Below are 18,822 nucleotides of genomic sequence, written 5' to 3' on the forward strand. Positions count from 1 at the left end.
ATTTGAAATACACTCTTAACACTATTTCCCCTTGAAAAAAATATTTAGTACATTTATTCTTTTAACACTATCAATTGTATCTCTATTCTCTCAACAAAAAAACAATTTACTTTGGGAAATTACAAAAAATGGTTCTGAAAAAAAATCGTATGTATATGGCACAATGCATGTTAATGATAAAATTTCATACCACCTTTCTGATGCCTTTTTTGAAGCCTTATTAAATGTAGATGTAGTTGCAAATGAAAGCAACCCTGAAACTTGGGGAGAATTAACAAACTTAATGTTTTCGAAAGAACTCAACAATGCTTATAAATTATACACCGAATTTTATTTAGACCCTATAACAAAAGATGAAGTTAAAACTTTATTTAACACACACTCGTCTTATTTTAGTAATATTATTTCAGGAAACAACAACTATAATGCAGACTATCAGGAAGATACTGTTTTAGACATGTTTATTTTTCAAACTGGAAAAAAATACAACAAAACAATAATGGGATTAGAAGATGCCAAAACGTCTTTAATTCCTATATACAAATTAACAGAGGAAGAAGCGAAACCAAAAGAAGAAAACAAACCGCTTCTAATGAAGCTTTTAAAAAACAAACCGCTAAATGAATTTCTTAAAGAATCATATCGAGAAAAAAACATTGTAATTCTTGATACATTATATAAATTAATGATATCTCCAAAAGCCCATGATGTATTAATTATAAGTCGTAATAAAGTAATGGTAAATAGCATGATTGAAATTATGCAAGGGAAATCATTATTTGCAGCAATTGGTGCAGCCCATTTGGCAGGAGACGAAGGAGTACTTACTCTTTTAGAGAAAGAAGGATACACTGTTAAACCTGTTAGTACAGAACGCTCAAACATTGGAGACAATCTAAAAAAAACAATAGAAACTAATTTTCCTAAACCAAATTTAAAAACATATACTACTTCTGATAGAATGATTTCTATTCCAATGAACGAATATGTTGTAAATGATAAATACATTATTGGATCTCCCGATTATACAAATGGAGGTGTTATTAAAATTATTCGTAAACCCTTAAATGATTTTTTAAGTAAAAAAGGGAAATACAACCCAAAATCATTAGACAGTTTATTCTTTGAGAATATTCCTGGAACAATATTATCCAAAAACTTCACAGTTGAAAAAAACTATTCGAAATTTGAAATAGACAACGAAACCAAAACAGGAAATAGTCAACATTTTAATTTCTACATCACTCCTTTAGAAATTATTTCAGTATCATTAACTGGCGCAAAAAATTATGCAAAACTATACACAAGCATCTTTTTCGATCCTATAAAATTAAAATCATTTTCAAATAAATGGGAAAATTATTCTCCAAAAAGAGGAGGATTTAGCGTTTTCATTCCCTCTTATTTCAACACCTATGGTGAAGATTCTAGAACTCCTGAAAACATTGAAATTCAAGCTTATAATAATGATACAGAAAGTTATTATTTTGTAACTGAACGTAATTTAAATACTATAAATTTATTAGAAGATAATGAGTTTGAAGAAAAACAGATTCAAGAAGAATTTTACATCCAACATGAAATAAAACCTACATTTACTAAAACCGCAAATAATAAAACTCAAAGTATTTCAGTATTAAACGGCAAAGAAATAGCATTACAATCTTATATTTTTGGAAACAAGTATTATTTATTAGGTGCTGTGAATGCTCCTGAGAAAGACAAAAATGCATTTTTTAATTCATTTCAGAAAAAACCATTCGTTTATAATAATGAAATGGAAGTTTATACTGATACTATCAATAATTTCTCCGTTAAAATTCCAAAAAAAGAAAATGAAAAACTATTTTATGGAATAGGAGAAAATAATATTGAAAACAAAAATATTTTTAACATTAAAAACAAATACATTTCCATTAATGCTGAAAATGGAAATAAAATAACTTTAGAATATTATAAATTTCACAAGTATAATAGTTATCCCAACTTAGATACTATACAAAAAAATTTCAAAGATTATTTTACTTCATTTTATAATCCATCAGATGAAGATTATTATGACGAAGACTATGACTATTCAAGCAGCACTTCCATTTTAAATTATAATATCAATAATAAAAAAGGATTTAAAAAAAGTAATTGGTATGAGGTTTTGTTTAAAAAAGAAGAAAAAGAATATACCATTATAAAAGAAAGTACTACTAGCAACAAAGAACAGAATACAACTTCTATCAATTACTTAATCAGTAAAGAAGGCAGTAATCAAGCTATCAAAACAAATATTTTGTTTAGAAAAGATGCTTATATTGTATTACAAACATTAGTCCCAAAAAAATACAAAAATGATGATCCTTTTATTGAAACTGTTTATTCAAATTTAAATTTCATTAAAAAGCCTAAAGACAATGTTTTTAGAAGCAAAATAGATGACTATATTACAGATGCTTATAGTAAAAAAGACACTGTTCGATATTCTGCTTTAAATTCTACAGATGAACTAAAATTTTCTAAAAATGATATCCCAAAAGTGATTCAATTTTTGAATGATTTTAATTTCAAAGCTACAGAAATCAACGCTCAAAGCGAGCTTTTAGAAAAACTAGGTTCAGTCGATGATGAAAGAGTAATTCCATTCTTAGAAAATTATTACAAAAAAGAAAAAATAGCAGCGGAAACACAAATAAATATTTTAAAGTCTCTTGTTTTCCAAAAATCAAAAAAAGGATATGAAACAATAATGACGCTTTTAGAATATGATTTACCACTTAGTAATAATGAATATGACATTCGTAATTTATTTTATTTATTCCTAAATGATAAAGAAAACAGTAAAGTATTATTCCCAAAAATATTCCAATTTTATAGTATTCCAGAATACAATGATCCTATTATAAACTTCTGTAATGAATTAATCGAATACAAATACGCTTCTGCTTCAAAATTAAAATCTTTTAGAAAAATGATTCTAACAAATGCAAAATTAGAATACAAAAGAGTTTTAAGCTGGAAATTGGAAAACACTGAATATAATGATGAAGAGAATGATGAATATATCTCTGAAGAAAGATATGCACCTGTAGATGTTCTAATTGATTATTTAAACTTACTTGAACATTTTAAAAAAAATAATGAAACAAATGCCTTCATTACAAAGTTGAAAAAGCTAAATATTCTAGCACTTGATATTGAAATAATGAGATTAGCTAGTTTAAACAATACATTAACTGATACTGATAGAAAAGAAATCCTAGCAGATCCGAAAAAAGCTTTCTTATTAATGCAATTGGAGAATAAAACATTCAATCTCTCTCAAGAAGAAATAGCAAACAATGCATTAAATAATTTTTATAGTGTTTCAAAAAACGATAGTATTATATTTTTAGAAAAAAGAATTGTCCAACACAACAATCATAAAATTGCATATTTCTTCTACAAAATAACAGAAAAAGAACCTAAAAATTATGAAGACAAACTATGTTCACTTGCCTTCTTAATAAATGATAATAATGTAGAATTATATACATATCGTTATTTTAATACTTCAAAAATTACAGATGAAGAAAAATTAAATGAAACGCTTGAAATTTTAATCAAAAAAAGCCTAAATGAATCTCATTTAAGAGTTAATTTTGAAAAAAGAAATAAAAAAACAGATGTAAATTACTTATATGATGACTACTAAAATAAGATGTGCTTGGTGCGAAAAAGATGATTTATATAGAGATTATCATGATAACGAATGGGGAAAACCTGTATATGATGACCCTTCGCTATTTGAATTTTTAATCCTTGAAACCTTTCAAGCTGGCTTAAGTTGGTACACTGTTTTAGCTAAACGTGAAAACTTCAGAAAAGCATTTGATAATTTTGATTTGAAAAAAGTTTCAGAGTATAATGAATCTAAAATAGAAGAACTACTTCAAAATGAAGGTATCATTAGAAATAAACTAAAAGTTAGAGCCACTGTTACAAATGCTCAAGCATTTATAAAAATACAAGAAGAATTTGGTAGTTTTTCAAAATACATTTGGAATTTTGTTAATGGAAAACCTATTGACAACAAACCGAAGACCTTAAAAGATGTTCCAGCAACAACTTCTATTTCAGACGCAATAAGTAAAGATTTAAAAAAACGAGGGTTTAAATTTGTTGGATCAACTGTTATGTACGCTCACATGCAAGCTACTGGAATGGTAAATGACCATGTTGAAGATTGTTTTACAAGAGTATAGTTTTGAATTTAAAAATAAAAAAACAAAAAATGAGTAACGATCCATTACACGGTAAAACTTTAAAAGCAATTGTAGAGCAATTAGTCGATTTCTATGGTTTTGATACTTTAGGAGAATTAATCAATATTAAATGTTTTACTGAAAATCCTTCTGTAAAATCAAGCTTAACTTTTCTACGAAAAACGGATTGGGCAAGAAAAAAAGTAGAAGAATTGTATGTGAGAACATTGCCGAAATTTTCATAAAGAAAAAATGCCTTTTATAAAGATGACATAATAGAAAATACTATTTTTTCCAAATCAGGAAATATCATCATTTATAGTGATGTGAACCTTTTATCGATGAATTAAATTTGCTTTTTAATAAAAAACATTAATTTATCATGAAAAGCTTAAAAATCAACCTATTAAAAAAGATACAATATGCTTTTATTGCATTCCTATATTGCATTTACTGTCATAACTATGAAATACTAGCACAAAATCAACTGTATCCAACAACATTTGATCTTAGTACTTTAAACGGTAGTAATGGATTTGAAGTTTCTGGACTCTCAACAAATTTACAATTTGGTGCAGAAAGTCAGTTTATAGGAGACATTAACAACGATGGGCTAGAAGATATTGCATTTGGTTCTGGAACTGCAACAGCAAGTGGCTTACAATATGCAGGTGCAGCGTATATTATTTTTGGATCTAGTGTTCCTTACCCTAGTCCGTTTGACTTATCTACTTTAGACGGATCCAATGGTTTTACTGTAGACGGTATAGCTTATGATGAAAGACGAGGAGCAACAATAACAGGACCTGGCGATATTAATGGAGACGGAATTGATGATTTAATCATCGGATCTAGCAGTACCTCTCCAGATGAAATCGTCATTTATGGGACAACTTCTTTTCCAGCATTAATAACAATCAACGATATCAATGGCACTAATGGCTTTTTAATTGATACACCTGGAAGTAATCAAATAACTGGTTTAGGTGACGTTAACGGTGATGGAATTAACGATTTTATTATTGGCACTCCACATTGGTCAGGACAGGCATGGATTATTTTTGGTCGTTCAAGCAATTTTCCAACATCAATTGATGCCTCTTGGTTAGATGGCACAAAAGGTTTTAAAACCAGTAGTTTTCCTGGCTCAAGACCATCTTACAAAGTTGGAGGAGCAGGCGACATAAATAATGATGGATTCAAAGATATTCTTATTGGAAATTGGGATTCAACTAACCCAGCTATTAGCTATTTACTTTTTGGAAAAGGAACACCATTTTCTCCTTTGGTGGATTTAACAACTTTAGACGGAACTGATGGATTCAGTATTGATAACAATGGAGGAAACTTTTTAACCTTTGTAGGTACTTTAGGTGATATTAACAATGATGGTATTGATGATTTTTTCTCAGAAACAAATGCGATATACGGAAGTACTGATCCTTTTCCTGCCCATTTTCCTTTAAGTAGTTTAAACGGGACAGACGGATTTACACTTCCTGGACAATTAACATCTGCTGGAATAGGAGACATAAATATGGACGGTATTGATGATTTCATTTCAGTATATGGAAGTAGTGGTCGTGCATATATTGTTTTTGGAAGTACTAGCGGTTTTCCAAATCCAATAAACGAGACAACGCTAAATGGAGTAAATGGTTTCATTATAGAAGGTTTAAACCCAACCAATATAGCTCGTCCTGTTAGCGGTAATGGTGATATTAATGGAGATGGAATATCGGATTTTGTTGTAGGTAGTCCATATACACCAACCACACAAATAGGGAAATCTTATGTTATTTTTGGAGGAGACCATTATGCGATGCCTTTAAATATTGAATATCCACAAACGGAAAATGTGACACCTACAGCGCTTACTTTGATTGTTAATGGTCCAGAAACAGGAACAATTCACTATGCTATTTTCCCAGGAAACAACGCAGGAACAGTAACCCACAATGACATCCTTAATGGAACTGGAGCAATTGCAAATGGTAATTTCTTAATGAATGTCCAAAATGGAAATGTCAATAATATTGTTTCTTCTTTACCTACAAATTCATCTTTTGATGTATATTTATTCCTAGAAGATAATGCTGGAAATTGGACGCAGATATACGATTTAAATAATGTTTTAGATAATGAAGATTTTATCCTTTCTGAAACAGATATTTATCCCAATCCAACAACTTCTAGCATTAATGTAAATCTTACTACTTACGCTACTTACGAATTAATAACTATAAACGGACAAGTAATTCAAAAAGGAGAGCTAATAAACGGTAAAAATGTAGTAGATATGTCTAGCCTATCAAAAGGTCTATACTTTTTGTATGTAAAAACAGATGCGGGCACTGCAACTAAAAAAATTATGAAAAAATAAGCTTTATTGGATTCGCTTGACAATTAGAAATAACTACAAGAACATTCCTATGGATAAAACATTTATAATGAGTTACTATAGCATAGTACTATAATACACTTGTAACTAGTATGGGTTACTATAGTAAGGTGCCTTGTTGCACTTTTGATTTAATAAAACCCCTGAAGCATAAATTTATAATCCTTACCCACAAAGTAAAAATCAAAAGTAACCGGATTACAACTTTTGTTATTTTTCTAACTTTAAGATTATTTTTCAATTCATTTCACTACATTTGTTATTCACTTTAGGGGTGTCTGTAATTTTACAGGCTGAGATTTTACCCTCTGAACCTGATTTAGTTCATACTAGCGTAGGGAAAAGTAAGATGACTTCATTGTACACTCATGTACCATTATAGCCATTCCTAAAGTATAACTATATAATATACTAAATTCAGTAAAAGGAATGGAATTAAAAATCAACAACCAACACAAAACTTTCGATTGTAACACTCTTACAATTCAAGAACTTATCGATTTCGAACTTCCCACAAAACAAAATGGGATTGCTGTTGCTGTAAATCAAACTGTGGTTTCCAAAAACCAATGGAACACTTTTTCTCTTTCTCCTTCCGATGACATTTTAATTATTACCGCTACACAAGGCGGATAATTTTCTATAGTTAATATTTAATAGTACCTCATTTACCTAAAAAACATTACCAAATCCATAACAAGATGACTAACGAAGAACAAATTTCCAGACAACCATTCCCTAATTCAAAAAAAGTATACATAGATGGGGAAATTCATTCAATAAAAGTAGCAATGAGAGAAATCACATTGTCAGATACAAAATTAGCTAAAGGAGGTGTTGAAAAAAACCCACCAGTTACTGTTTATGATACTTCTGGTGCATATACTGATCCAAATATTGAAATTGATGTTCGAAAAGGGCTTCCTCGCCTAAGAGAACAATGGATTTTAGATCGCAATGATGTAGAAGAACTAACTGAAATTTCTTCAAAATATGGAAAAGAACGCTTACACAATCCTGATTTAGACCATCTACGTTTTGAATACTTACATAAACCAATGCGTGCTAAAAAAGGAGCTAATGTTACACAACTTTACTATGCGAAACAAGGCATTATTACACCAGAAATGGAATATATTGCTATTCGTGAAAACCAACGTATTGAACAACTAGAGAATCAAACCAAGGCCATGCAATGCCAACATACAGGAGAAAGTTTTGGAGCCAATACACCAAAAACCAAAATTACACCTGAATTTGTTCGTAGCGAAGTAGCAGCAGGTCGTGCTATTATTCCAAACAACATCAACCATCCTGAAAGCGAACCCATGATTGTTGGTAGAAACTTCTTGGTAAAAATTAATGCAAATATTGGAAACAGTGCGGTAACTTCTAGTATTGAAGAAGAAGTTGAAAAAGCCGTTTGGGCTTGTCGTTGGGGAGCAGATACTATTATGGATTTATCAACAGGAAAAAACATTCACGAAACTAGAGAATGGATTATTCGTAATTCTCCTGTTCCTATTGGAACTGTTCCTATTTACCAAGCTTTAGAAAAGGTAAAAGGAGTTGCAGAAGATTTAACTTGGGAAATTTTCAGAGATACTTTAATTGAACAATCAGAACAAGGAGTTTCATACTTCACTATTCATGCCGGTGTCCTTTTGAGATATATACATTTAACCGCTAATCGTGTAACAGGAATTGTATCTCGTGGCGGTTCAATTATGGCAAAATGGTGCTTATTTCATCATAAAGAAAACTTCTTATACACTCATTTCGAAGAAATTTGCGAAATCATGAAGCAATATGATGTGGCTTTTTCTCTTGGAGATGGTTTGCGTCCGGGTTCTATTGCCGATGCTAACGATGCTGCACAATTTGCTGAATTAGAAACTTTAGGAGAATTGACAAAAATTGCTTGGAAACACGATGTACAAGTCTTTATTGAAGGTCCTGGTCACGTACCTATGCACATGATTAAAGAAAACATGGACAAACAATTAGAACATTGTTCAGAAGCTCCATTTTATACTTTAGGGCCTTTGACAACAGATATTGCTCCAGGTTACGACCACATTACTTCTGCGATTGGAGCAGCCATGATTGGTTGGTATGGCTGTGCGATGCTTTGTTATGTAACACCAAAAGAACATTTAGGCTTACCTAATAAAAAAGATGTTAAAGATGGAGTTATAACCTATAAAATTTCAGCTCATGCTGCTGATTTAGCCAAAGGTCATCCAGGAGCACAATATCGTGATAACGCTTTAAGTAAAGCCCGTTTTGAGTTTCGATGGGAAGACCAATTCAACTTGGCTCTTGATCCAGATACTGCAAGAGAGTTTCATGATGAAACACTTCCCGCAGATGGTGCTAAAGTAGCGCACTTCTGTTCGATGTGTGGTCCAAAATTCTGTTCAATGAAAATTTCTCAAGAAATTAGAGATTCTGCTGCTGCAGAAGAAGGCATGAAAGCCATGTCGGAAGAATTTATCGAAAACGGAAAAGAAATTTATTTGTAGAAATCGTCAATTCGAGTGTTTTTTATGGAGAGAAACGGAATAAAAAATGTATCGAGAACTTAGATTTCATAAAAGAAAAATCATGATAGTAATTTCAAATCCAACGGAAATAGTGAATGAAGTAAGCATCATAAATTCTCTTTTTGAAGAAGGTATGGAGTTGTTTCATATTCGAAAACCAAATTATTCAATAGAAAAATTACGTTCTTTTTTGCTAGCAATACATTCGAATTATTATTCAAAATTGGTTTTGCATCAACATCATGAGTTAACTGAAGAATTTCAGATCAAAAAAGTTCATTTTACAGAAAAAGATAGATTAAACAAAATACCTGACAAGTTTCAAAAATCTGTCAGGTTTCTATCTACTTCGGTACATTCAATAGAAGATTTTAATGGTTTACCCAATGTTTATAATTATGCCTTTTTAAGTCCGATTTATTCAAGTATTTCAAAACAGAATTATGTCCCAACGAAAAATGCTTTTGAAGAAATAAAGAAACGAACCAATCATCATACAAAATTGATTGCTTTAGGAGGAATTTCAGTTGAAAATATTGAAGAAGTATTGCATAATGATTTTGATGATTATGCTTTGCTTGGAGCCATTTGGAATACCAAAAACCCAATAGAAAACTTTAAAAAATGTCAAACAATCGCCCAATCGTTTTAAGCATTGCTGGTTTTGATCCTTCTGGTGGAGCTGGTGTTTTAACCGATGTAAAAACATTCGAGCAACATCAGGTTTATGGTTTTGCAATTATAACAGGAAACACCATTCAAACAGAAAATGAATTCATAAAAATGGAATGGATAACAATTGATTTTGTACTTGAATCGATGACTATTCTTTTTAATAAATACGAAATTAAAGCCGTAAAAATTGGGATTGTTCCTACTTTGGAGTATTTAGAACAAATTGTTTTCCAAATAAAAAAACTTTCTCAAAAGACAAAAATCATTTGGGACACCGTTTTAAGATCCAGTACAGATTTTAACTTTATGGACATTGAAAATCAAATAAAATTAAAATCCATTTTAAATCAAATGGATTTAATTACACCCAATTATAAAGAAATTTTGCAATTGTCTACCAAAGGAATCAATGCAGAAACCATTGCAAAAAATATTTCTCAACATTGTGCAATTCTCTTAAAAGGCGGACACAATTCGGAAGCATTGGGAACCGATTTCTTATTTTTGAAAGATGAGATATTTACACTTTTACCAGAAACTAAAAATATCTTTAGCAAACACGGTTCAGGTTGTGTTTTATCTTCCGCTATAACAGCAAACTTGGCTTTAGGTTTTGATATTAAACCTTCTTGTAAAAAAGCTAAGATGTACATCGAAAAATTTCTTAATTCCAACAATACTTTATTAGGATATCATTATGATTAGTAAATTACACTATATCTCACAAGGAAATACAATTGACGAACAATTGAATAATATTCAACAAACATTAGATAGTGGTTGCAACTGGGTTCAATTGCGTTTTAAAAACGGAAACACAAAGGAAGTTTTAACTGTTGCTGAAAGAACCAAACACCTTTGCGAACAGTACAAAGCTACTTTAATTATTAACGACAAAGTAGATTTAGCTTCTCAAGTAAATGCAGATGGTGTTCATCTAGGTTTAGATGATATGTCAATTAAAGAAGCTCGTATTATTTTAGGTAGCCAAAAAATCATAGGTGGAACAGCAAATACTTTTGAACACGTTTTGCAAAGAGTTAATGAAGAATGCGACTATATAGGTCTTGGTCCTTTTCGTTTTACTACTACTAAAGAAAAATTAAGTCCCATTTTAGGTTTAGAAGGCTACCAAACTATTCTAAACCAAATGAAAAAGAATAATATCTCAACACCACTTATTGCAATTGGTGGCATTCAATTAGAAGACATCACTTTACTTATAGAAACAGGCATTCATGGTATTGCCGTTTCAAGTCTATTAACTCAAAACCCAACAGTAATAACAACACTCAACGAAAAATTATATGTCAACATTTAAAATTTCAGATACAACATTCAGTTCCCGTTTGTTTTTAGGAACGGGAAAATTCGGTTCTAATCAACAAATGGAAGAAGCTATTTTAGCTTCCGAAAGTGAATTGGTAACCGTAGCTCTAAAACGTGTGGATTTTGAAACAGAAACAGATACTATTCTTTCGCATTTAAAACACCCGAATATCAATTTATTACCCAATACTTCTGGTGCAAGAAATGCTAAAGAAGCTGTTTTTGCCGCTCAATTAGCAAGAGAAGCTTTTGAAACCAACTTCTTGAAATTAGAAATTCATCCAGACCCAAAATATTTATTACCTGATCCTATTGAAACCCTAAAAGCAACGGAAGAATTAGCCAAACTAGGCTTCATTGTATTGCCTTATATTCATGCTGACCCTGTTTTATGTAAACGTTTAGAAGAAGTTGGCACAGCAGCCGTAATGCCATTAGGCTCTCCCATAGGAAGCAATAAAGGATTAAAAACAATTGATTTTTTAGAAATTATTATTGAACAAAGTAATGTTCCTGTCATCGTTGATGCTGGAATTGGAGCTCCTTCTGATGCAGCAAAAGCCATGGAAATTGGTGCAGATGCTGTTTTAGTAAATACTGCAATTGCTGTGGCTCAGAATCCAAAATTAATGGCGGAAGCTTTTAAAGAAGCTGTTATTGCTGGACGAAAAGCGTATAAAGCACAATTGGGTTCAGTTTCTAATTTTGCACAAGCATCGAGTCCGTTGACGGCTTTTTTGAATGAATAGAGTCCTTAGTGATTAGTAAAAAGTAATTAGTCTCCTATTATCAACAATACAATATGAACACATTCAACGAAATATTCAAAAAATACGATTGGGATTCCATTCAAAAAAAGATCTATTCAGTTACTGCTAAAGAAGTTGAACAAAGTCTTTCCAAAAACAAATGCACTGTTGATGATTTTTTAAACTTTATCTCTCCTATTGCGCAAAACTATTTGGAGGTAATGGCTCAAAAAAGTCATGTCCTTACTAAACAACGCTTTGGAAAAACCATTCAAATGTATGCTCCTATGTATTTGAGTAATGAATGTCAGAACATTTGCACCTATTGCGGTTTTAGTCTAGACAATAAAATCAAACGAAAAACCTTAAATGATAGCGAGATAAAAGAAGAAGTTTCAGTATTAAAAGAGGCTGGTTTCGATCATATTCTATTAGTTACTGGTGAAGCCAACTATACCGTAAATATTCATTATTTTTTGAATGCGATTCAACAAATTCAAAAACATTTTGCTAATATTTCAGTCGAAGTACAACCACTCGATGAAGAAGAATATTTGGCTTTGCATGAAGCTGGTGTTCATACCGTTTTAGTATATCAAGAAACATATCATAAAGAAGTATATAAAAAATACCATCCTAAAGGAAAAAAATCAAACTTCGAATATCGCTTAGAAACACCCGATAGAATTGGAAAAGCAGGTATTCACAAAATTGGATTAGGAGTTTTATTAGGTTTAGAAAACTGGAGAACTGATAGTTTTTTCAATGCTCTACATATTGATTATTTACAAAAAACATATTGGCAAAGTAAATATTCGGTTTCTTTTCCAAGACTTCGTCCTGCAGAGGGAATCATTGAACCCAACTTTATTATGGATGACAAGGATTTAACACAATTAATCTGTGCCTACCGTATTTGGAATCCCGATTTAGAGATTTCTATTTCAACACGAGAAAACGAAAAATTCAGAGACAATATCATTCCTATTGGTACTACAACAATGAGTGCAGGATCTAAAACAAATCCTGGTGGCTATAGTGTTGACAAACAATCTTTAGAACAATTTGAAACGAGTGATGACCGTTCGGCTGTTGAAATAGCAACCATTATCCGTGAAAAAGGTTACGAGCCCGTTTGGAAAGATTGGGACAAAACATTTAGTAATAAAGTACAAAATCCTAAAATCTAAAGTCTTAAAAATTGCTATATAAAAGAACTTATAAATTGAGAGTGAAAAATGCTTAGTATTCAAGATTACTTACGATATACAAAACCAATGTTACTCCCTGAAATTGGTAACGAAGGACAAGAAAAAATAAAAAATGCTAAAGTTTTAGTAATTGGTGCTGGTGGTTTAGGTTGTCCAATTCTTCAATATTTGGCTAGCTCTGGTGTGGGAATAGTTGGTATTGTTGATTTTGACCAAGTAGAATTATCTAATTTACACCGACAAATTTTATATACTGAAAACCACATCGAATTACCAAAAGTAACTACAGCTACAGAAGTGTTAAAAAATCTAAATCCTGCTGTTAATTACATTCCTTTCGAAGAAAAAATAACTACTGCTAATTGCGAAAGCATACTTTCTCAATTTGACGTAATTGTTGATGGTTGCGATAATTTTGCCACTCGTTATTTAGTTAACGATACCTGTTTGAAATTGGGCAAACCTTTAATTTATGGAAGTATTTTAAAATTTGAAGGACAAATTGCTGTTTTCAATAATAAAGGCAGTAAAAACCTTCGCGACTTATTTCCAGAACCACCCAATCCCGAGGATGTCCCGAATTGCAGTTTAAATGGTGTTTTAGGCACATTACCCGGAATTATTGGTACTATGATGGCTCACGAAACCTTAAAAATTATTACTAATTTACCTTGTTTAACCAATGAACTGATTATTTTCAATACTTTAGAATGGAGTTTTATTAAGTTGAAGTTTTAGGGTAATTCAACACCATCATGAAGTCTTCCCTATCAATTTCCACACAACCTAAAGAGGCTAAGTGATCATTATAAACTTGGCAATCTAAAATTCTATAGTTATTTTTTTCTAAATGCTTTACCAAATAAATAAAAGCTATTTTACTAGCATTGGAGACTTTGGAAAACATGCTTTCTCCACAAAAAACATGACCTAAATCTATTCCATATAAACCTCCAACTAATTCATCCTCTTGCCAAACTTCAATACTTTTTGCAATACCTATTTCATGTAATTTACAATAAGCTTCCACCATCTCATTAGTAATCCAAGTTCCTGGTTGATCTTTTCTAATGACTTTTTTACAATTAGTAATTACATCTCTAAAAGCTGTATTAAATGTTACCTTAAACTTATTTTGATTGAGTACATTTCTCATACTCTTAGACACTTTTAAGTCTTCAAAAAACAAAACCATTCTTTCAGGTGGTGACCACCAAAGAATAGGCTCATCATCTTCAAACCATGGAAAAATTCCACTTTTATAAGCTAGTTGTAATCTTTCTATAGATAAATCACCTCCAACAGCTAAAACACCATCAGGCGTTGCCTCATCAACAGGCGGAAAATAAAGTTCTTTTGTTAGAAAATACATTCTTATATAATATAGATGAGAGAAAAAAGAGAAAAGAATAAGTACACAAAAACCACTCTAAAATTAGAATGGCTTTCTTTATTCTTTGCTCTTTACTCTATTTTTCTTTTAAAAAGGTAAATCGTCATGCTCTTCTTCATTGAAGTTCGTTGCTGGCTCAAAAGCATCAGCAGCTGGCATAGGAGGAACTTGATTTGATGGTGCTTCTGCTTGCACTTTCTCAATTCTCCAACCTTGTATTGAATTAAAATATTTAGTTTCTCCTTGTGGATTAACCCATTCTCTTCCTCTTAAATTAATCGATACTTTTACTTGTTCTCCAGGATTATAATTATTTAATAAATCTGTTTTATCCTGTGTGAACTCAATCATTATATGTTGTGGATATTGTTCTTCCGTTGTTACAACTATCTCTCTTTTCTTAAACGTTGCGCTTATTTGTTGTACTGGATTAATTACTTTTACTCTACCTGTTACTTCCATTTTTAAAATTTATTTGTTCGCCAAAAGTACTTTCCAAGCACTTAAAACTTCATTATTATCTAAATATTTTTTTGCTAATTCATGTTTCTTTAATTCGTCATCTGAACTCAAAACTGCTTTTATCTCAAAATTATCTTTTGCAAAGATAGTAATTTCTTCTTCAGATGGAATCGCTTCAATATTTCCCAATTTTCCTAAATCATTACCCTCAAAAACAGAACTTTCTTTTATGAAATCTGGTACATTATCCACTCCTATTCCTAGTGTTGATATTGGCTTTTCTACTTCAAACATTCCTTTATTTGCTCTACTGTACCAATTCCCTCCCATTCTGGCAACTAAATCTACTTTATACTGATCAATTGCTCCATTTTCATCTAAAACCGCTTCATTTATATGAATTTTAACTACTTCACAAATAATCAAATTCCCTGCTCCTCCTTGGTCTCCCAATGCAATAACCTCATTCACAACACATTCAAATTGAACAGGACTTTCTGCTACTCTAAATGGTTTTACTACATCTGATTTTATCATTGTTAAACCTGATTTCAAAAATTCATTTACACCATCTGGATATTCTGTACTTGATAAAGACATTTGTTGTACAATATCATAATTCACAACATTAATAACAACTTCTTTTGTCTTCTTTGAATTTATTAAAGTATGTTTTATCGAATTATCTCTTACTCTTCTTGCTGGAGAAAAAATCAAGATTGGAGGATTTGAACTAAAAACATTAAAGAAACTAAATGGTGATAAATTAGGAATTCCATTTTCATCTATTGTACTTGCAAAAGCAATTGGTCTTGGAGCAACAGCACCTTGTAAATAGCCTTGTAATTTTGCAGATGAAATTTCTTTCGGATTTATTGATATCATTTTGAAAAGATTTTTACAAAATTACACAATTTTAATATGGTGCCAAATTGAAAAGCTATTTATATAAAATCTTTATCTTTTACTTTAAAAAATAAAATATATATGTAAAAGCAACGTTTTGTACGTTAATGATTCGTTACTTTTTCAGTACTTTTACTAACAAATATTTTTTATGCGATTTTCTGAAAAGCGAGAATTAACTCGTTGGTTTATTATATTAGCTTCTTTTCTCATTGTAATTGTTATACTTTGGAATACATATACCTTTTTTCAAATTTTCAAAACTGATGAACGTACAAAAATGGAACTTTGGGCTTCTGCTCAAAAAACATTGGCAAATGCTAATGAATTTACTGATGTAGATTTACCCTTTCAACTTATAAGTACAAATAATTCTAATCCAATGATTGAAACAAATGGTAGTGGAGTTATCTTAAATCATAATAATATTGAGGAAGAAATTACTAAAGACAGTATCAAACTAAAGAAACTTTTTGAAAAAATCAAATCAGAAAACCAGCCTATCAAAATGTCACTTTCTGATGATAATTATCGTTTAATATATTATGGTAATTCTCCTTTACTAAACAAACTAAAATACTACCCTATTGCCTTAATCTTAATTATTATTCTTTTTGGAGCAGTTGTTTATAACTTTTATAGAGCCACAAAAATGGCAACTCAAAATAAACTATGGGCTGGAATGGCAAAAGAAACTGCTCATCAAATAGGTACTCCTTTATCATCTTTAATTGGTTGGCTTGAAATTTTAAAATTAGACAATGTTGAAGAAAGTACTATTGAAGAAATAGAAAAAGACATCAATCGACTACAAACTATTACTGACAGATTTTCAAAGATAGGTAGTGAACCTATTCTAGAAAACCTAAATATCATAGAAGAAACTAAAAATTCTTTTGAATATCTAAAATCCAGAACATCAAAACATGTTCTTTTTAACTTTTCTGCTCCAAATTATCCCATACTTATTCCTATGAATTCTATATTACATAGTTGGACTATTGAAAATCTTGTTAAGAATGCAATTGATGCAATGAAAGGAAAAGGGAAGTTAGACATCATGATTGAAGATTCTGGCAATATTGTAAAGATAAAAATATCAGATACTGGAAAAGGAATACCTAAAAATCAGTTTACAAAAATATTTGAACCTGGATTTACTACCAAAAAAAGAGGTTGGGGATTAGGACTTTCACTTACTAAAAGAATTGTACAAGAATATCATAACGGAAAAATAAAAGTAATTGCTTCTGAAATAGGTAAAGGAACAACTATTCAGGTAAGCTATTTAAAGTAGTTTTTTTATATCAAATAATGACACAAAAAAGGATGGCAATAATTTCCATCCTTCTTTTTTTAACTATTTATACAAAAAATAATATTAATTTTTTACTAGCGACTCACTAGACCATTTCTTAACTTCAACAATTCTACTGTTAGAAAAGTCTACTTCACTTAATTGATTTGCATTCCAAAAAAACCATTTCCCTACTTTATCTCCTTTATCATATTCTCCAATAGTTTCTTTCACTCCTTTATCATTATAAGAAACCCACTTTCCATGTAATTTCCCATCTAAGTAAAAACCTTCTTGTTTAACCTGACCATTATCATGATAATATGTTGCTTTAACCATTTTATCAACTACTTCAAATTTTGGTTCAACATTTTGAGCAAAAATAAAACTCGAAATTAATAAAGCTCCTGTAATTATTATCTTTTTCATAAGACTGTCTTTTAATAGGTTAAATTATTCTATAACAAATATAACAAAATATTTTACATTAAAAAAACATTTACTTAACAATTTGGTAACATTGAAAAAGAATCATAAAAAAACCAATGCAAACGCATTGGTTAATGTCTTTTCTTTTAAAAAAATTAATTAAGAAGGTCTTCTAATTTAGCTGACAATCCTTCTGATGAAGGCCTTGGAGCATCAGAATATACAACATTCCCGTCAGGGCCAACTAATATAAATCTAGGAATTCCATTAATTCCAAAAGCTTTTACAAAATCCGAGTTCCAATCATTATCAGCAACTAATTGAACACCTCCTAATTCTTTATCAGATACAAATTTCTTCCATTTTTCATAATCCTTTTTAGTATCAATAGAAATACTTACAAACTCAATATTTTTTCCTTTAAATTCTTCTTCAATTTTTTTCAAAAAAGGAATTTCTGCTCTACAAGGTGCACACCAAGTTGCCCAAACATCTATATATACATATTTCCCTTTAAAGTCTTCTAATTTTGTAATTCCTCCTTTATGATTTTCAAAACTAAACGAAGGACTTGGTTTACCATTCATCTCATTCGCTTTTTTCTTTTGATTATAATATTGAGTCAACATAGCCGATTCTTGCTCAATAATTGATTTAACAATACTAGCTAGTTCTTCATCTATTCCTGCATTACCTAGTTTTTCTAGATCTCCACTTTTCTTCTTTTCTAAACTGTTAGCAAATATAGCTTCATCTTTTTCTAAAAGAGCTTCTAAATCATTCTGAAAAACTTCATCCAACAATGCTTTTTGCGCTAAATAATTATTTTCTTTAGCTCCTTCTCCTTTATAAACAATAGATTCGTCAAACTGCTTTGCATCCATTGCTAACTTTAAATCATACCCGTTTTTTAAGAATAATAACGTTCCTTCAGTTCCATCGAAAAATCGAAATAAACCAGTAGCAGGAATTTCAATTTTATCTTTAAATTCTCCTTTTTTATTCAGTTTTATTGTTTTTTTGAAGCTTCTACCTGAAGATAAAACAATTGAATCTGAATTTCGATTTGCAATTTTCCCTTGAAACAAAACAAATTCAGTACTATTTTGTCCGTAAGTAGATAAAACAGCAAATAAAAATAACATTAATACTTTTTTCATAAATCCTAAATTGAGTTAAAAAATAAAAATCA

The 18,822-nt window shown here is 30.5% G+C and carries 18 protein-coding genes and 1 riboswitch; of the genes, 13 read left to right on the forward strand and 5 right to left on the reverse strand.

Annotated features, from left to right (window positions below):
* Positions 1-31: 31 nt before the first annotated feature.
* From SY27_RS09305 to SY27_RS09360, 12 genes are all read left to right on the forward strand, one after another.
* A complete protein-coding gene (locus SY27_RS09305) occupies positions 32-3,682 on the forward strand; it encodes a TraB/GumN family protein (protein ID WP_045969533.1) in 3,651 nt (1,216 codons plus the stop codon).
* Positions 3,672-4,232: a DNA-3-methyladenine glycosylase I gene (locus tag SY27_RS09310; protein WP_045970219.1), complete on the forward strand. Its 561-nt coding sequence runs from the start codon at positions 3,672-3,674 to the stop codon at positions 4,230-4,232. The genes SY27_RS09305 and SY27_RS09310 overlap by 11 nt, the downstream gene beginning before the upstream one ends.
* Positions 4,233-4,261: 29 nt before the next feature.
* The gene (locus SY27_RS09315; protein WP_045970221.1) at positions 4,262-4,477 is read left to right on the forward strand and encodes a VF530 family DNA-binding protein; all 216 of its coding nucleotides are present in this window, start codon (positions 4,262-4,264) and stop codon (positions 4,475-4,477) included.
* A 137-nt stretch (positions 4,478-4,614) separates the two neighbouring features.
* Complete coding sequence (locus SY27_RS09320; RefSeq protein ID WP_045969535.1) at positions 4,615-6,615, forward strand: T9SS type A sorting domain-containing protein; 2,001 nt, start codon at positions 4,615-4,617, stop codon at positions 6,613-6,615.
* Positions 6,616-6,893: 278 nt separating this feature from the next.
* Positions 6,894-6,991: riboswitch (TPP riboswitch) on the forward strand.
* Between the two features lie 71 nt (positions 6,992-7,062).
* Positions 7,063-7,269: a sulfur carrier protein ThiS gene (thiS, locus tag SY27_RS09325; RefSeq protein ID WP_045969537.1), complete on the forward strand. Its 207-nt coding sequence runs from the start codon at positions 7,063-7,065 to the stop codon at positions 7,267-7,269.
* Positions 7,270-7,334: 65 nt separating this feature from the next.
* On the forward strand, positions 7,335-9,158 hold the full coding sequence (gene thiC, locus SY27_RS09330; protein WP_045969539.1) for a phosphomethylpyrimidine synthase ThiC: 1,824 nt from the start codon (positions 7,335-7,337) through the stop codon (positions 9,156-9,158).
* Positions 9,159-9,240: 82 nt separating this feature from the next.
* Positions 9,241-9,831 (forward strand): thiamine phosphate synthase, encoded by a 591-nt coding sequence (locus tag SY27_RS09335; RefSeq protein WP_052705295.1) that lies wholly within the window; start codon positions 9,241-9,243, stop codon positions 9,829-9,831.
* The gene (locus SY27_RS09340; RefSeq protein ID WP_045969541.1) at positions 9,804-10,559 is read left to right on the forward strand and encodes a hydroxymethylpyrimidine/phosphomethylpyrimidine kinase; all 756 of its coding nucleotides are present in this window, start codon (positions 9,804-9,806) and stop codon (positions 10,557-10,559) included. Before SY27_RS09335 ends, SY27_RS09340 begins: the two co-directional genes overlap by 28 nt.
* The gene (locus SY27_RS09345) at positions 10,552-11,175 is read left to right on the forward strand and encodes a thiamine phosphate synthase (protein ID WP_045969543.1); all 624 of its coding nucleotides are present in this window, start codon (positions 10,552-10,554) and stop codon (positions 11,173-11,175) included. The genes SY27_RS09340 and SY27_RS09345 overlap by 8 nt, the downstream gene beginning before the upstream one ends.
* Entirely contained in the window at positions 11,162-11,932 is a 771-nt protein-coding gene (locus SY27_RS09350; RefSeq protein WP_045969545.1) for a thiazole synthase, read from the forward strand. The genes SY27_RS09345 and SY27_RS09350 overlap by 14 nt, the downstream gene beginning before the upstream one ends.
* A gap of 53 nt (positions 11,933-11,985) precedes the next feature.
* On the forward strand, positions 11,986-13,122 hold the full coding sequence (thiH, locus tag SY27_RS09355) for a 2-iminoacetate synthase ThiH (RefSeq protein ID WP_045969547.1): 1,137 nt from the start codon (positions 11,986-11,988) through the stop codon (positions 13,120-13,122).
* Between the two features lie 48 nt (positions 13,123-13,170).
* The gene (locus SY27_RS09360; protein ID WP_045969549.1) at positions 13,171-13,881 is read left to right on the forward strand and encodes a HesA/MoeB/ThiF family protein; all 711 of its coding nucleotides are present in this window, start codon (positions 13,171-13,173) and stop codon (positions 13,879-13,881) included.
* Here SY27_RS09360 and aat read toward each other — a convergent pair.
* From aat to SY27_RS09375, 3 genes are all read right to left on the reverse strand, one after another.
* Positions 13,865-14,515 carry a leucyl/phenylalanyl-tRNA--protein transferase gene (gene aat / locus SY27_RS09365; RefSeq protein WP_045969551.1) on the reverse strand — a complete coding sequence of 217 codons (651 nt, stop codon included), beginning with the start codon at positions 14,513-14,515 and terminating at the stop codon, positions 13,865-13,867. The genes SY27_RS09360 and aat overlap by 17 nt on opposite strands.
* A gap of 108 nt (positions 14,516-14,623) precedes the next feature.
* Positions 14,624-14,998, reverse strand: a complete 375-nt coding sequence (locus SY27_RS09370; RefSeq protein ID WP_045969553.1) for a DUF3127 domain-containing protein — start codon at positions 14,996-14,998, stop codon at positions 14,624-14,626.
* Between the two features lie 9 nt (positions 14,999-15,007).
* Entirely contained in the window at positions 15,008-15,883 is an 876-nt protein-coding gene (locus SY27_RS09375) for a flavin reductase family protein (protein WP_045969555.1), read from the reverse strand.
* Positions 15,884-16,055: 172 nt separating this feature from the next.
* Here SY27_RS09375 and SY27_RS09380 point away from each other — a divergent pair, with 172 nt between their 5' ends.
* Positions 16,056-17,201: a PAS domain-containing sensor histidine kinase gene (locus SY27_RS09380; RefSeq protein ID WP_045969557.1), complete on the forward strand. Its 1,146-nt coding sequence runs from the start codon at positions 16,056-16,058 to the stop codon at positions 17,199-17,201.
* Between the two features lie 84 nt (positions 17,202-17,285).
* Here SY27_RS09380 and SY27_RS09385 read toward each other — a convergent pair whose 3' ends face one another.
* Complete coding sequence (locus tag SY27_RS09385; RefSeq protein ID WP_045969559.1) at positions 17,286-17,630, reverse strand: toxin-antitoxin system YwqK family antitoxin; 345 nt, start codon at positions 17,628-17,630, stop codon at positions 17,286-17,288.
* Between the two features lie 155 nt (positions 17,631-17,785).
* Complete coding sequence (locus SY27_RS09390) at positions 17,786-18,790, reverse strand: TlpA disulfide reductase family protein (protein WP_045969560.1); 1,005 nt, start codon at positions 18,788-18,790, stop codon at positions 17,786-17,788.
* Between the last annotated feature and the right edge of the window lie 32 nt (positions 18,791-18,822).

This window comes from Flavobacterium sp. 316, from assembly GCF_000967805.1.
GTDB lineage: Bacteria > Bacteroidota > Bacteroidia > Flavobacteriales > Flavobacteriaceae > Flavobacterium > Flavobacterium sediminilitoris.

What these genes read in the sequence shown, in the direction of transcription:
- SY27_RS09310 (WP_045970219.1), top strand. Translation starts at nt 3,672, where the DNA reads ATGACTACTAAAATAAGATGTGCTTGGTGCGAAAAAGATGATTTATAT.
- SY27_RS09315 (WP_045970221.1), top strand. Translation starts at nt 4,262, where the DNA reads ATGAGTAACGATCCATTACACGGTAAAACTTTAAAAGCAATTGTAGAG.
- SY27_RS09320 (WP_045969535.1), top strand. Translation starts at nt 4,615, where the DNA reads ATGAAAAGCTTAAAAATCAACCTATTAAAAAAGATACAATATGCTTTT.
- thiS (WP_045969537.1), top strand. Translation starts at nt 7,063, where the DNA reads ATGGAATTAAAAATCAACAACCAACACAAAACTTTCGATTGTAACACT.
- thiC (WP_045969539.1), top strand. Translation starts at nt 7,335, where the DNA reads ATGACTAACGAAGAACAAATTTCCAGACAACCATTCCCTAATTCAAAA.
- SY27_RS09335 (WP_052705295.1), top strand. Translation starts at nt 9,241, where the DNA reads ATGATAGTAATTTCAAATCCAACGGAAATAGTGAATGAAGTAAGCATC.
- SY27_RS09340 (WP_045969541.1), top strand. Translation starts at nt 9,804, where the DNA reads ATGTCAAACAATCGCCCAATCGTTTTAAGCATTGCTGGTTTTGATCCT.
- SY27_RS09345 (WP_045969543.1), top strand. Translation starts at nt 10,552, where the DNA reads ATGATTAGTAAATTACACTATATCTCACAAGGAAATACAATTGACGAA.
- SY27_RS09350 (WP_045969545.1), top strand. Translation starts at nt 11,162, where the DNA reads ATGTCAACATTTAAAATTTCAGATACAACATTCAGTTCCCGTTTGTTT.
- thiH (WP_045969547.1), top strand. Translation starts at nt 11,986, where the DNA reads ATGAACACATTCAACGAAATATTCAAAAAATACGATTGGGATTCCATT.
- SY27_RS09360 (WP_045969549.1), top strand. Translation starts at nt 13,171, where the DNA reads ATGCTTAGTATTCAAGATTACTTACGATATACAAAACCAATGTTACTC.
- aat (WP_045969551.1), bottom strand. Translation starts at nt 14,515, where the DNA reads ATGTATTTTCTAACAAAAGAACTTTATTTTCCGCCTGTTGATGAGGCA.
- SY27_RS09370 (WP_045969553.1), bottom strand. Translation starts at nt 14,998, where the DNA reads ATGGAAGTAACAGGTAGAGTAAAAGTAATTAATCCAGTACAACAAATA.
- SY27_RS09375 (WP_045969555.1), bottom strand. Translation starts at nt 15,883, where the DNA reads ATGATATCAATAAATCCGAAAGAAATTTCATCTGCAAAATTACAAGGC.
- SY27_RS09380 (WP_045969557.1), top strand. Translation starts at nt 16,056, where the DNA reads ATGCGATTTTCTGAAAAGCGAGAATTAACTCGTTGGTTTATTATATTA.
- SY27_RS09385 (WP_045969559.1), bottom strand. Translation starts at nt 17,630, where the DNA reads ATGAAAAAGATAATAATTACAGGAGCTTTATTAATTTCGAGTTTTATT.
- SY27_RS09390 (WP_045969560.1), bottom strand. Translation starts at nt 18,790, where the DNA reads ATGAAAAAAGTATTAATGTTATTTTTATTTGCTGTTTTATCTACTTAC.